Raw genomic sequence first — 14,357 nt, forward strand, 5'->3', positions numbered from 1 at the left:
AGTTAAGGTTGTTTAGTTGCAATCAGCACCCGGCCAAATTCAGCATTAGGCTCAAGGGGCGTGATGGCGATGATATGGTCGAGTCTAAGGGATTGTTTAGTTTGTTGCTCTTGGATAATAAGCCACTCGGTTTTGTCTGCCCTTGTCTGCGTGGTGATGGCTTGACCTTGGCACTCAGTGCCATCAATCAACTCTATCTTGAGCCGATAACCGCGCAGGCAGGCGAGTTCGAGGTAATCGTAGTGCTCACAGGGGATCATCTTATAATCTGACATTGGCTTATCTCATCTGACTGAAGCTCGCCCCTATTGTGGCAAAAATACTTGTCATTGGCTTTAGCCCCCTTGACTTTATTCCTATCGCTCCCTAGTCTGCTTGTTCAGTAATCAAGGTGGTATGCGATGGAAATAAAATATAATTTAAAACCTGCGTCCGAGCGCCGTACTGAGCAATTCAAGCCCGAGGGGAATGTGGGCTTCGGTAGCCTCAGAACCGATCATATGTTTTTAATGGATTACCGCGATGGTGAATGGCGTGATCCGCGAATTGTGCCCTATGGTCCATTTGAAATGGCGCCGGGTGCAATGGCATTACACTATGGTCAGTCAATCTTCGAAGGCGCGAAGGCCTTTATGCATGAAGATGGCGAGATCTATACTTTCCGGATCAATAAAAACGCCGAGCGGATGAATCGCTCCGCCGATATCGTCTGCATTCCGAATATCGATGAGCAGATGCAAATCGATGCGATCAATGCCTTGATCGATGTGGATCGCCTGTGGTTCCCGATGCAAGAAGGCGCCTGTTTATACATTCGTCCCTTTATTTTTGCGACCGAAGATAGACTATCGGTTAGCCCAAGTTCACGCTATACCTTCTGCGTGGTATTAAGCCCTAGCGGTGCTTACTATGCCGCTGGCGTGAACAAAGGCATACGTTTGTTGATCAGTAAGACCTATCACCGCGCGGTATCGGGCGGGACGGGCGCATCTAAGGCGGCGGGTAACTATGCAGCCTCATTGCGTGCGGGTAAAGCGGCAGCGCAGTTTGGTGCATCCCAAGTGTTGTATCTTGACTCGACCAATCAACAGATTGAAGAAGCGGGGGCGATGAACCACTTCCATATTCTGAAAGACGGCACTGTGATTATTCCAACGTTCACCGATACCATCTTAAAATCCATTACCTCGCAATCCATTATGGAGTTAGGTGAGCTGCTCGGCTGTGAAATTCGCCAAGAAACCGTGATGCTGGATAAATTTATTGCCGATATCGAGTCCGGCGAAATTATCGAGGCGGGGGGCTTTGGGACTGCGGCCGTGGTATCGGCTGTGGGTTCCTATATTTTTGAAGATGGCCGCGTTGTGACTGTGGGCAACGGTGAAGTGGGTGAGCATATTCAGCGCATTTACAAGCTCTATACCGAGATCCAAAAGGGTCATATCAAAGGTCCTGAAGGCTGGGTGAAGCGTGTCGAGCGTATCACGCCTTAAGCGATAAAAAATGCAACAAGAAGGCTCCCAAGGGAGCCTTTTTTATGTCCACAGTTTGCCCTTTAAGACTGCTGCGATAATGGCTTACATTGATTGCCGAGCAGTACGAGGCAATCTTTCGCGCTAAGGGGTTTACTGAGTAAGAATCCTTGAACCTGATCGCAACCCTGTTCGGCTAAGAAGTTGAGCTGCTCTTGGGTTTCGACCCCTTCGGCCACCACATTAAGTTCGAGACTGTGTGCTAGGGCGATAATGGCACTGGTAATGGCCGCGTCATCGGGGTCATTAGTGATATCACGGACAAACTCTCTATCGATTTTTAGGGTGTCGATGGGGAAACGTTTAAGGTAACTTAGGCTTGAATAACCCGTGCCAAAATCGTCTACGGCAATGGTTAATCCTAGGGCTTTTAGCTTAGCTAAAGTCGTCACCGATTCCTGCGGGTTACCCATGATCATCGACTCTGTCAGTTCGAGTTCGAGTGATTGAGCTGGCAGTCCCGACACCGCAAGTGCAACCTCAATCGTCGAAATAATATCTGCTTTGAGTTGCCGAGCCGATAGGTTAATGGCCATGCTGAAGTCTTTAAAGCCCAATTCATTCCATTGGGCTAATTGTTGGCAGGCGTGGTTAATCACCCAGAGACCAATGTGATTAATGATGCCCGTTTCTTCAGCCAAAGGAATAAATTCTACCGGAGAAATAGGACCGAGTTCTGCATGGTGCCAGCGTAGCAAGGCTTCTACGCCCGTGAGTGAACCATCGCGCAGGGAGAACTTAGGTTGATAAACTAGGCTCAGCTCGTTGCGTGCAATGGCCTGTTTTAATCCAGCTTCGAGCTGTACATGGCGGGTGGCTATCTCGTTGAGTTCATGGGTATAAAATTGAAAATTATTTCTACCTAATGACTTAGCGTGATACATGGCGGTGTCGGCAAATTTAATTAATGAGTCCGCATTGTCCGCATCGTTGGGATAGAGGCTAATCCCTATCGATGTTGAGATGGTCAGGGATTTATCATCTAATAAGAAGGGGACTTGGAAGGCCCGTAGTACTTTTTCCGAGATCAGGGTCGCCGCCTTAGTTTTGGCAACACCTTCTAAAATAATGGTAAATTCATCGCCACCTAAGCGCGCAACCGTATCACCTTCTCGCACCGCGTTTTGTAGCCGTCCTGCAACCGCTTTGAGTAGCAGATCGCCTATATGGTGACCCATGGAGTCATTGATATGTTTGAATCGGTCAAGGTCTAAGAACAGCAGGGCAACTATGTTCTTCGATCTATGGGCTTGGGTAATGGCATGGTTGAGCCGATCCTGGAAAAGAGTTCGATTCGGCAGGCCTGTTAAAGTATCGAAGCTAGCGAGGAAACGCAGGTCTTCTTCGGCTTTTTTACGCTCGGTAATATCGGTAAAAACCGCAACAAAATGGCTAGTTTCGCCTTTGATATCGATGACTTGGTTTATTTCAAGCCAGACTAACAGTGCCTTGCGCCCCCTATTGCGGATCCAAATTTCACCGGCCCAATGTTTATGGCGTAATAGTTGTTGTTCTATGTTGTTAAATAGGCCCCTTTGTTGCCGGCTATAGGCTAGTTGCACTAGATATTTATCGCAAATTTGGCGCTCTGTATAACCCGTAATGGCACAAAACGCCGGATTCACCGAGCGGATCCGATAATCTAAGCTGGCTACAACCACGGCCTCGTTCATGCTGTTGAGCACTTGAGAGGAGAGTATTAGCTCATTTTCAATCAGTTTACGGGAGGTGATATTGCGACTTGTGCCCGTCATGCGTATGGCTTGATGGTTACCGTCACTCTCTACCACTTTGCCGCGCTCTAAAATCCAAACCCAGTGACCTGGTGAGCGTTCAATGCGATATTCCACCTCAAAAAAGGGCGTGCGTCCTTGCAGATGCTCGGTTAATTCATATGTAAACTTTTCCCTATCTTCGGGATGGATGTTTTCATGTAACAGATGATCACAGCTCCACTGGGGAATAGCGCTATCCATATTCGTTCGGTAGACGCGGTTTTCTTTGATATTCCAGTCCCACATTCCATCCCCAGATGCCCATAGGGCGAGTTTGAGGCGTTCCTCCGAAGCGCGGATACTGGTTTCAAACTCCCGTTGCCGTTGGCGTTTGCGCTTGCGCCAGAGAATGCTCCACACCAATAAGACGATAGCGACTAGGCAGTAAAGGGCATAGGCAAGTTGAGTGCGATAGAAAGGGGCTTGCACTTTTAAGTCGACGAGTAGAGCGTAAGTGCCTTCGCTATTGTATTGCAGTGAATGGCGAACATGTAGCACGTATTTCCCGGGGTTAATATTGGTAAAGGTGATTTCATTACCCGCAGGTAAGTCGTGCCATTGGTTATCAAAACCTTCGAGGAAATAGCTAAAACGGTTTTTACCCGCATAACTGAAGTCCAATGATGTCACTTCAAAACTCACCAGCTGATCGTCGTAGTGCATCACTATTTGTGGGGGGCGGCTTAGATCTAAAATAGTATGTTTTTTGCCTGCGATCTTATAGGCAGTTAAAGCCACTCTGGCCTCACTGCGTTGATTGGGAATAGCATTGGGATTAAAACGGTTTATGCCATTAATGCCACCAAACCAGAGGTCGCCATCACTGTCCTTGAGTTTAACTCCACCATTAAACTCTAATGCCTGTAGGCCTTCTTGCTCATTGAAATTGATGATCTTGTTAGTTATGGGGTTTAGTTTGCCAACACCCGCGTTACTGCTGAACCAAATATCATGTTTTTCATCTTCGAGTAGGGCATAGATAGTATCGCTGGGTAGACCCTGTTCGCGGGTATAGTGGCTAAACCCCATATCGGATGTATTAGAGGAGAGCTTGCTTATCCCGCCATGGGTTGCAAACCAAACATCACCATTAGCTGTGACTAAAATATCTCGTATACGGTTATTGATAATACTGTTCTTGTCATCGGGTTGATGGGTAAATGCTTGGCCCAATCCCGTTTGCATATCGAGCTTCACTAAGCCATTGAGTGACCCTATCCATAGGATATTTTTGTCTGCTTTGAGGGTAAATAACAGATTTTGTGCGGGATAAAAACCTTCAATATCGGTGAGCGGCACAGAGATAAACTCATCTTTATCTGTGGCTTTGCGATAGAGGACGCGGGAAGTGGCAATCCAAAGCCTGTCTTGGTTGTCTATTTCGATACTGCGGATATAGTTTGCCTCTGGGCTCTTATCTTGACTGCTGACATTAAGCAGAGTGAATTTACCATTGGAGGTTAGCTTTCCTAAACCATAGTTGCTAGCAAACCAAAGGATCCCCTGCTTATCCTGGGCTATGTCGCGCAGTGTTAAATTTAAATTTTGCGGCTCTACCCCTAGCGCCTTAGCAAAGTGAGACGAATAATACTCGTACTTGTCGCTATCGGCGGGTAGCCGCTTAAGGCCTGCACCTTCAGTACCTATCCAGAGTGCACCATCCTGGCTACGAAATAGGGTGCGTATGTTATTACTTTGCTGAGGTTGTTCAGTTGTATATTCAAAGAGATGCTGAAAATACTGGCGGCGCGTGTTGATCTTATTTAGCCCTGAGTAGCTGGTGCCGAGCCATAGATTACCAAAGGGATCCTGTAAGATGCTTAAGATATTGTTTTCACTGATACTGTCTGCGCGTTTCGTCTCGTATTTATGATAGGTTGCCGTTAGCTGCCCTCCCTCTCTATCGAGTTGGATAAGGCCCGCCCCGGGACCTACTACCCAGAAGTGTCCGAGGGGTGTTTGAATAAAATCTCTAATGTAAGCAACGTTATTTTCGGTTTTCCATAGCATGTCACCCTGTTGGCTGATGAGATCGTAGTGCCATAGTTGATTACCGAGCGCCAAAGTAATGGAGCGTGTCGAATTGGCTTTTATCTGGTGTGCGGTCAAGTTTTGCGGCACATTGATACGGGTAATAGTGTTACTGCTTACCGCAAAGGTGCCGCTATTTTGCGAACCTGCGAGCAAATAGGTGTTTTCAACATTGGCAAGGCTGGTGATATAGGGCTCGGCATTGACACCTAAGTTGACTTTACTGATCCGCTGCGTTTTGGTTGATAGGGAAAATAGCCCCCCCTGAGTGCCTATCCAGAGAGTATTGCCAACGATATTGAGTTTAGTCACCCTCAGATCGGTTAACCCTTGCTCTTGTCCGAAACGCTCAAAGGAGCCCGTCTTGAGATCGAGTCGATTTATCCCCTGGCTAAAGGTGCCCACCCAAATGTAGTCATCGGCATCTTGGATGATATCTGAAACATAACTTTCAGAAATGCTGGTAGGGTCAGTAGGGGTGTGGATGAACAAGTTAAAGTGATGGCCATTGTAACCATGCAGACCATCTTGCGTGCCAATCCAAAGCATGCCTGCACTGTCGATAAAAAGACTGGTGATAGTGTTTTGATTGAGTCCGTTTTCGCTACGGATATGTTCAAACTTAAGTTGAGTGTTAGCTGCACTTAAAGGTATGGCTAGCCCTTTGAGTGAGAAGCTAACTAAACTCAGGACACAAAGCGTGATTAGCACTAGTCGATGGATTGGTAGACTCAAATTTACCCCTATCAAATAACCCTTTTATCCCCTTAACGTGGGTGTTGTTCACCTTGGTTTTATTGGGAATTGGCGTATAACCGAGAAAACACGCCCATTCAGTAAAACAAAGAGCGATCATCGCAATATAGACGTATTTACAGGGTATTAGTATGTTTATGGCCTTGGAAGCTTAGCATTTTTTACAGTACGCCAACATACAATTAGTCGTTCTTTTGTGAAGGAATATACATAAAAAAAAAGACCTTGCCGGAAGGGGGGAAGCAAGGTCTTTGGTTGAACTGTTTTAGGTAGATCAAATAACTTAGGGAGCACTATGCCGCGGGTACTCGCACAAAACCTTCCATCAGCACCCGGGCGCTACGGCTCATAATGGCTTTAACCACTGTCCATTCGCCATCAACGAGTGACGCCTCTGCGCCAACCCGTAAGGTGCCGGAGGGATGGCCGAAACGCACCGCGCTTTTTTGACCGCCACCTGCGGCTAAGTTGACTAAGGTGCCGGGAATTGCCGCCGCAGTACCAATTGCTACCGCCGCTGTGCCCATCATGGCGTGGTGCAGTTTACCCATGGACAGGGCACGCACTAATAAATCGATATCCTCTGCCTCCACCGATTTTCCGCTCGATGAAACATAGGCTTTTGGCTTAGCGACAAAGGCAACCTTAGGTGTATGTTGGCGTGTAATGGCTTCATCAATATGTGAAATTAAGCCCATACGCACGGCGCCATAGGCGCGAATGGTTTCAAACTTAGCCAGCGCGGCGTTGTCACCGTTAATATCATCCTGCAGCTCAGTGCCTGTGTAGCCTAAGTCTTCTGCATTGATAAATATGGTGGGAATGCCTGCGTTGATCATAGTGGCGTTAAAGCTGCCAATCCCCGGCACGTCTAGCACATCGACAACATTACCCGTTGGGAACATACTGCCACTCCCTCCGTTAGAATTGGCATCTTCGTCGGCAGCCGGATTCATAAATTCGATTTGCACTTCGGCGGCGGGAAAGGTCACACCATCGAGCTCAAAATCACCGGTTTCCTGCACTTCACCATTAGTGATGGGCACATGGGCGATAATGGTTTTGCCTATGTTGGCCTGCCAAATTCGCACGGTACAAATGCCATTTTGTGGAATACGTGCCGCATCAATTAAACCATTGCTGATGGCGAAAGCGCCGACGGCGGCGGTTAAATTGCCACAGTTGCCACTCCAATCGACAAAGGGTTTGTCGATAGCCACTTGGCCAAAGAGGTAATCCACATCGTGATCCGAGCGGGTGCTCTTAGAGAGGATCACCGTCTTGCTGGTGCTAGAGGTGGCGCCGCCCATGCCATCAATTTGCTTACCGTAGGGATCTGGGCTGCCAATTACGCGCAGTAATAGCGCATCGCGGGCGGGACCGGGGACTTGGGCTACTGTGGGTAAGTCCTGCAAACGAAAAAACACGCCCTTACTGGTGCCGCCGCGCATATAGGTTGCGGCGACTTTGATTTGGGGCGGGAAAATATTGTTACTCATGCTATTAACTCCAAGGGGAATCGCGATACAGGTTAGCGTCGATATCAAAGGCGGTGATGCTCAATTGGCATGACCGCCTTTTTAGCGCGAGTGTTACTTCAGGTTTAACTCTAAAAAGTCTTGCGCGAAGCGTTGCAATACGCCGCCCGCCTCGTAAATTGACACTTCTTCGGCGGTATCGAGACGACAGGTGACGGGCACTTCGATGCGCCCACCGTTTTTACGGCTGATAACCACAGTCAAATCCGCTCGTGGCGCTGGCGTGCCGAGCACATCGAACACTTCTGTGCCGTCGATAGCGTAGGTTGCACGATTGTCACCCGCCTTAAACTCCAGTGGTAACACCCCCATACCCACTAAGTTAGTGCGGTGAATACGTTCGAAACCTTCGGCAACAATGGCCTCAACACCCGCTAAACGCACGCCTTTGGCGGCCCAGTCTCGGGACGAACCTTGGCCATAGTCGGCGCCAGCGATAATGATCAGCGGCTGCTTACGTTCCATATAGGTTTCAATCGCTTCCCACATGCGGGTCACTTGGCCTTCGGGTTCGATTCGGGCAAGTGAACCTTGCTGTACTTTACCGTCAACCAGCGCCATTTCGTTTTTAAGCTTAGGGTTAGCAAAGGTCGCGCGCTGGGCAGTTAAGTGATCGCCCCTGTGGGTGGCGTAGGAGTTAAAGTCTTCCTCCGGCAAGCCCATCTTGTGCAGATATTCGCCGGCGGCGCTGTCCATCATAATCGCGTTCGATGGCGATAAATGGTCTGTGGTGATGTTGTCACCCAGCACCGCTAGCGGTCGCATTCCCTTAAGGGTGCGCTCGCCCGCTAAGGCGCCTTCCCAGTAGGGTGGGCGGCGAATATAAGTCGACTGCGGGCGCCAGTCGTACAGTGGGCTAATTTGCTCACCGTAATCGACGGCTAAATCGAACATAGGTTCGTACACTTTGCGGAACTGCTCAGGTTTAACACTTTTGGCAATCACGGCATCGATTTCTGCATCCGATGGCCAAATGTCGATAAGTTTGACTGGCTTACCGTCTTTATCTACTCCCAGCACATCCTTTTCGATATCGAAACGTATGGTGCCGGCAATCGCGTAGGCGACCACCAATGGCGGCGATGCTAGGAACGCTTGTTTGGCATAGGGATGGATGCGGCCATCGAAGTTGCGGTTACCGGATAATACGGCGGTGGCGTACAAGTCGCGGTCGATGACTTCTTTTTGAATAACCGGATCCAGTGCGCCGCTCATGCCGTTACAGGTGGTGCAGGCAAAGCCGACGATCCCAAAGCCAAGTTGCTCAAGCTCAGGTAATAAATTGGCCTCTTCTAAATAGAGTTGTACCGCTTTGGAGCCGGGGGCCAGTGAGGTTTTGACCCAAGGTTTACGGCTCAAGCCTTTGGCGTTAGCGTTACGGGCAATCAGGCCGGCGGCAATTACGTTGCGTGGATTACTGGTATTAGTACAGCTGGTGATCGCCGCGATAATCACAGCACCATCTGGCATTAGGCCAGGTTCGTTTTCGACTACGCCGCTAATGCCGCGTGCGGCCAATTCTGATGTTGGCACCCGTGCATGTGGATTAGACGGGCCGGCAATGGTGCGCACCACTGACGAGAGGTCAAAGTGTAATACGCGTGGATATTCGGCCTGTTTTAAGTCATCGCTCCACAAACCTGCAGTTTTAGCATAGGTTTCAACCAGTTTGACTTGGTCGGCTTCGCGGCCGGTTAAGGTTAAATAATCCAGCGTTTGCTGATCGATATAGAACATGGCGGCGGTGGCGCCAAATTCAGGTGTCATATTCGAAATCGTGGCGCGATCGCCCAGTGTCAGCGCCGCGGCGCCTTCGCCGAAGAACTCTAGATAAGAGGACACCACTTTTTGTGCGCGTAAAAATTCGGTGAGCGCTAATACAATATCGGTCGCCGTGATGCCAGGCTGCGGCTTGCCGGTTAGCTCGACGCCGATAATGTCCGGCAGACGCATATAAGAGGCGCGCCCTAGCATCACACTTTCGGCTTCTAAGCCACCAACACCAATGGCGATAACGCCCAGTGCATCTACGTGTGGTGTGTGGCTGTCGGTGCCGACTAAGGTATCGGGGAAGGCTACACCGTCGCGCGCATGCACTACAGGTGACATACGCTCTAAGTTAATTTGGTGCATGATGCCGTTACCCTGAGGGATAACATCGATGTTTTTAAAGGCTTTTTGCGTCCAATCAATAAAGTGGAATCTGTCTTCGTTACGTCTATCTTCGATGGCGCGGTTTTTGGCGAAGGCGTCTTTATCAAAACCGCCAAATTCGACGGCGAGTGAGTGATCCACAATGAGTTGGGTTGGCACAACTGGGTTCACTTTAGCGGGATCGCCACCCTTGGCGGCAATCGCATCACGCAGACCCGCAAGGTCAACGAGGGCGGTTTGGCCTAAAATATCGTGGCACACAACACGGGCGGGAAACCAAGGGAAGTCCAACTCTTGTTTAGATTCAATAATCTGTTTTAGCGAGTCGGTCAAAACGGCCGGATCGCAGCGGCGGACTAAGTTTTCCGCCAGCACGCGCGAGGTATAAGGCAGCTTGGCGTAGCTGCCTGGCGCAATGGCTTCCACGGCTTCGCGGGTATCGAAGTAATCGAGTTTGGTGCCTGGTAAGGGCTTGCGATATTGGGTGTTCATAACAGTGCTCATAACATCATCCATTTCGGAAAATGAAGTCGGCGCGAGAATCACATTGGTGAAATCTCGCGCCAAGTGGGGTCAGTTTTGCTTAACGGTTGGCAATCGGTACCACTTTGCGCGGTGCCACGCCCACATAATCGGCACTTGGGCGGATGATGCGGTTGTTAGAGCGTTGCTCCATCACATGTGCCGCCCAACCCGTTACCCGTGAACATACGAAGATGGGCGTGAACAATTTAGTCGGAATATCCATGTAGTGGTAAGCGCTGGCGTGGAAGAAGTCAGCGTTACAGAAGAGTTTTTTCTGTTCCCACATTAGTGCTTCGCAGGCAACCGATACCCGGTATAGACGATCGTCACCGTTGGCGGCAGCCAGTTTTTCTGACCATTCTTTGATAATGGCATTACGCGGATCCGATTCACGGTAAATCGCGTGACCAAAGCCCATGATCTTGTCTTTACGCTCTAATTTACCCATTAAGATGTCGCGGGCATCGGCTTCATCTTTCATATCTTGGATAAGTTCCATCGCCGCTTCGTTCGCGCCGCCATGGAGTGGACCGCGCAGTGAACCGATAGCGCCAGTCACGCAGGAATGCATGTCCGATAGGGTTGATGCGCATACGCGAGCGGTGAAGGTTGATGCGTTAAACTCATGTTCTGCATAAAGAATTAACGAGACGTCCATCACTTTTGCGTGCAGTGCTGAGGGCGCTTTACCGTGTAATAGGTGGAGGAAGTGCGCGCCAATTTGCTCGTCTTGGGTTTCGGTGTCGATACGCACGCCATCATGGCTAAAGCGATACCAGTAACAGATGATCGATGGGAAGGCGGCCAGTAAACGGTCGGCAATTTCACTCTGCTCGCTAAAGTTATGTTCGGCTTCTAAGTTACCCAACATTGAACAGCCAGTGCGCATCACATCCATTGGGTGAGTGTCGGTGGGAATACGCTCTAACACTTCTTTTAATGCCTGCGGCAGGCCGCGTAGACCTTTGAGTTTGGTTTTGTAGGCATCAAGCTGAGCTTGAGTGGGTAGCTCGCCGTAAAGGATCAAGTAGGCGACTTCTTCGAAGGTGGCGTTTTCGCCTAGATCCTTCACATCATAACCGCGGTATGTGAGGCCGCTGCCTGAAACACCCACTGTACTTAATGAAGTTTCACCTGCGCTCTGACCACGTAATCCTGCGCCACTTAACTTTTTAGCTTCTGACATAATTCTTCCCTTCCGTTAACTCTGTTTAGTATTGCCAGACCTTACTAGGCTACTGGCTTTTATGGGTTAATGCTGCAAGGCATAAGGCCTGAACGGTTGAGTACCTATTGGCTTCAACCGAGTGTAGGGTTGCAGCTTGTCGGTTATTTATCTTGGTTAAACAGTTGATCTAACTTGTCTTCAAAGGCGTGGTAGCCCAAATACTTATACAGATCCGTGCGACTCTGCATAGTGTCTAATACATTGCGTTGATGACCGTCATTCATCAGCGCCTGCATCACCTTCAATGCCGCTTGGTTGGCTGCACGGAAAGTACCTAGGGGATAAAGCACCATATCGGCGCCCGCCTCGGCGAGTTCTTCTTTATTGAACAATTGGGTTTGGCCGAACTCGGTCATATTCGCCAAAATTGGTGCGTTTACTTGCGCCTTGAAGTGGCGATATTGGTCCAGCTCGGTTAAGGCTTCGGCGAAAATCATATCGGCACCCGCGGCGATATAGGCTTTGGCGCGCTCGATCCCTGCTTCTAAACCCTCAACGGCGACCGCATCGGTACGCGCCATGATCACAAAGTTAGGATCGGTACGGGCATCGACGGCGGCTTTAATGCGATCGACCATTTCTTCTGTGCTGACTACGGCTTTATTGGGTCTATGGCCACAGCGTTTTTGTGACACTTGGTCTTCCATGTGTACGGCGGCGACGCCGATTTTTTCGAATTCTTTGATGGTACGGGCGATATTGAATGCGCCGCCCCAACCGGTGTCGATATCGACCAGCAGTGGCAGTTGAGTTGCTGAGGTGATACGACCCGCATCGATCAGCACGTCATTCATCGAGGTCATGCCTAAGTCGGGTAAACCGTAGGAGGCGTTAGCGACACCGGCTCCAGAGAGGTAAAGGGCTTGAAAGCCGGTTTGCTCAGCCATTAAGGCAAAGTAAGCATTGGTTGTACCAAGGATTTGCAACGGTTTAGCGTTGGCGAGGGCTTGGCGAAAACGTAATCCTGCGCTTTGGGTCATGGTCTTTGTCCTTATCTTTTCTATAGGCATATTGGGCCGCATGTACTTAGCGTTAGTTAGCTAAGGTTTCTTTAGCGGCGGCATTGGCTTGTAATTCAATCAAACGTAATTCGGTATTTTTGCGGCCTTGTTCTATATGGCGGCGCATGAGGAGTCCCGCTAGTTCACCATCGCGCTGGGCTATGGCTTCCACTATGCGTCTATGTTCGGCAATGGCTTTAACGGGGCGATTCTGATTAGTGCACTGGTAACGGTACATCCGCAATAGGTGATACAGGCCGCCTATTAAGGTTTCCTGCAGATGTTTATTGCCACTGGCTTGAATGATTTGGTAGTGGAAATCGACATCACCTTCCTCTTGGAAATAGGTATCTCCCTTGATGAGCGCCGCTTCTTGAGCCGCGAGAAGATCTTCTAACTTAGCTAGCTGCTCTGGGGTGATACGGCTGGCGGCCAGTTCGCAGGCCATGCCTTCGAGTACGCTACGCAGTTGATATAAATCGTTAAGTTCGCTCACTGTTAGTTGGGCAACACGGGCGCCAATATGGGGGGCTCGCACGACTAAGCGTTGTCTTTCTAAGGTTTGTAGGGCTTCGCGGGTCGGTCCGCGGCTAATGCCGTATTTTTCGGCCAGTGCTTGTTCGTTAATCTTGCTGCCCGCTGGCAATTCGCCCTTGATGATGCTGGTTTGGATCTGCACCAAAATTTGATCGGCTAATGTGGTCGACGTCTTATCTGCCGAGGTTGATTTAACCTTGTGCAGGTGGGGAACTTGAGTGTCATCGGGAACGAACGTCGTGTCTTGCTTCAACATAGAGCGCATCACTATTAATAGGATTGTCGACAATGGGTAAAAAAATAGCCCTCCCTTTATCTATTGTCAACAATGTGTTTACTTAGACGTAAGTCTATACTGTAGGTTGTTTTTATTTAAAATTATGATTTTAAAGGTTTAATCTTGAGTTTGTCTAATTTAATATTTTTAATTACGCATTTTTAAATATTAAATTGTCGACAATTTTGTGTGATTGAATCGTTTTGCTTGTTTGATTCCGGCGGTGTTGGGGCTGAGTGTTGGGTATGTTATGTTTCATAAATGGGTGTACGTAAACGTCAGCATCACATATACGGATGAAATATGAATGTAAAAATCATTGTTACTGTATTTCTGGTTATAGGATTATTGGGCTGCGCAGCAGCGGGTGTTCCATATACAAATGATCCATGGAAAAAACTCGCTTATGCATTCCAGCTTATGCAATTAGAAGGTCGTGCATTACCTGCCGAAAAATTGGGATTACAAGCTTTAAACGATTTCGAAAAAGAGCAAAATTGGTATGGTATTGCCGAAGCAGAATATTTTTTGGGTAGCTTTTATAGAAGTCCTGCATATCGAAGCTATCAAGATTTCTATTCAAAACACAATGAATATGACCCAACTGGACAGAAAGCCATTTCACATTACCAGAAATCTATCATGGCATTTGGGAAAGATGGTGATTACTGGGGCGTGGCAAAATCTACTTTTGAAATTGGCATAACATACTTACGCGATAGTGATGTTGAAAATGCATGTATAAGTGCTAATGAGTCATTGGCAACATATAAAAGCGACAAAAATATTTTTAAAGGCAGGATGCATCCACATAATCAAAAGTTTGAATCGTTTGATGCAATGATTGAGGCTTTTATTAAGGATAATTGTCCCACTTAATCAATCATGTAGTTAAGCCTGCTGCCAAAAATAGAATAGTTAGGATCGTTTTGTGAGAAGTACTAATGGCGGCGGAACGTAGCGCCGCATTGATAATCGGATTCGTTAAATGAGCTCAATGAAG

The 14,357-nt window shown here is 48.6% G+C and carries 9 protein-coding genes; 2 read left to right on the plus strand and 7 right to left on the minus strand.

Annotated features, from left to right (window positions below; genetic code table 11):
• Positions 1 to 2: 2 nt before the first annotated feature.
• A complete protein-coding gene (locus MJO46_RS14465) occupies positions 3 to 275 on the minus strand; it encodes a Rho-binding antiterminator (protein WP_253989908.1) in 273 nt (90 codons plus the stop codon).
• Between the two features lie 126 nt (positions 276 to 401).
• On the opposite strand from MJO46_RS14465, the gene MJO46_RS14470 reads away from it, so the two are divergent.
• Positions 402 to 1,493 carry a branched-chain amino acid aminotransferase gene (locus tag MJO46_RS14470; RefSeq protein WP_253989909.1) on the plus strand — a complete coding sequence of 364 codons (1,092 nt, stop codon included), beginning with the start codon at positions 402 to 404 and terminating at the stop codon, positions 1,491 to 1,493.
• Between the two features lie 62 nt (positions 1,494 to 1,555).
• Here the strand turns inward: MJO46_RS14470 and MJO46_RS14475 are convergent, their stop codons facing one another.
• The 6 genes from MJO46_RS14475 to MJO46_RS14500 all read right to left on the minus strand — a co-directional run bounded on the left by MJO46_RS14475 (position 1,556) and on the right by MJO46_RS14500 (position 13,333).
• A complete protein-coding gene (locus MJO46_RS14475) occupies positions 1,556 to 6,088 on the minus strand; it encodes an EAL domain-containing protein (RefSeq protein WP_253989910.1) in 4,533 nt (1,510 codons plus the stop codon).
• Positions 6,089 to 6,387: 299 nt separating this feature from the next.
• Entirely contained in the window at positions 6,388 to 7,593 is a 1,206-nt protein-coding gene (prpF, locus tag MJO46_RS14480) for a 2-methylaconitate cis-trans isomerase PrpF (protein WP_253989911.1), read from the minus strand.
• 93 nt (positions 7,594 to 7,686) lie between these two features.
• A complete protein-coding gene (gene acnD, locus MJO46_RS14485) occupies positions 7,687 to 10,290 on the minus strand; it encodes a Fe/S-dependent 2-methylisocitrate dehydratase AcnD (RefSeq protein ID WP_253989912.1) in 2,604 nt (867 codons plus the stop codon).
• A gap of 79 nt (positions 10,291 to 10,369) precedes the next feature.
• Positions 10,370 to 11,497, minus strand: coding sequence for a 2-methylcitrate synthase (gene prpC / locus MJO46_RS14490; RefSeq protein ID WP_253989913.1), 1,128 nt, complete (start codon positions 11,495 to 11,497; stop codon positions 10,370 to 10,372).
• A 143-nt stretch (positions 11,498 to 11,640) separates the two neighbouring features.
• Complete coding sequence (gene prpB, locus MJO46_RS14495) at positions 11,641 to 12,519, minus strand: methylisocitrate lyase (RefSeq protein WP_198782002.1); 879 nt, start codon at positions 12,517 to 12,519, stop codon at positions 11,641 to 11,643.
• A 52-nt stretch (positions 12,520 to 12,571) separates the two neighbouring features.
• The gene (locus MJO46_RS14500; RefSeq protein WP_253989914.1) at positions 12,572 to 13,333 is read right to left on the minus strand and encodes a GntR family transcriptional regulator; all 762 of its coding nucleotides are present in this window, start codon (positions 13,331 to 13,333) and stop codon (positions 12,572 to 12,574) included.
• A gap of 324 nt (positions 13,334 to 13,657) precedes the next feature.
• Here MJO46_RS14500 and MJO46_RS14505 point away from each other — a divergent pair, with 324 nt between their 5' ends.
• Positions 13,658 to 14,233: a hypothetical protein gene (locus tag MJO46_RS14505; RefSeq protein ID WP_253989915.1), complete on the plus strand. Its 576-nt coding sequence runs from the start codon at positions 13,658 to 13,660 to the stop codon at positions 14,231 to 14,233.
• Positions 14,234 to 14,357 lie beyond the last annotated feature (124 nt).

This window comes from Shewanella sp. KJ2020, from assembly GCF_024197625.1.
Classification (GTDB): Bacteria; Pseudomonadota; Gammaproteobacteria; order Enterobacterales; family Shewanellaceae; genus Shewanella.

Coding starts and splice junctions, on each gene's coding strand:
- MJO46_RS14505 (WP_253989915.1), top strand. CDS start 13,658: ATGAATGTAAAAATCATTGTTACTGTATTTCTGGTTATAGGATTATTG.
- prpC (WP_253989913.1), bottom strand. CDS start 11,497: ATGTCAGAAGCTAAAAAGTTAAGTGGCGCAGGATTACGTGGTCAGAGC.
- MJO46_RS14500 (WP_253989914.1), bottom strand. CDS start 13,333: ATGTTGAAGCAAGACACGACGTTCGTTCCCGATGACACTCAAGTTCCC.
- acnD (WP_253989912.1), bottom strand. CDS start 10,290: ATGAGCACTGTTATGAACACCCAATATCGCAAGCCCTTACCAGGCACC.
- MJO46_RS14465 (WP_253989908.1), bottom strand. CDS start 275: ATGTCAGATTATAAGATGATCCCCTGTGAGCACTACGATTACCTCGAA.
- prpF (WP_253989911.1), bottom strand. CDS start 7,593: ATGAGTAACAATATTTTCCCGCCCCAAATCAAAGTCGCCGCAACCTAT.
- MJO46_RS14470 (WP_253989909.1), top strand. CDS start 402: ATGGAAATAAAATATAATTTAAAACCTGCGTCCGAGCGCCGTACTGAG.
- prpB (WP_198782002.1), bottom strand. CDS start 12,519: ATGACCCAAAGCGCAGGATTACGTTTTCGCCAAGCCCTCGCCAACGCT.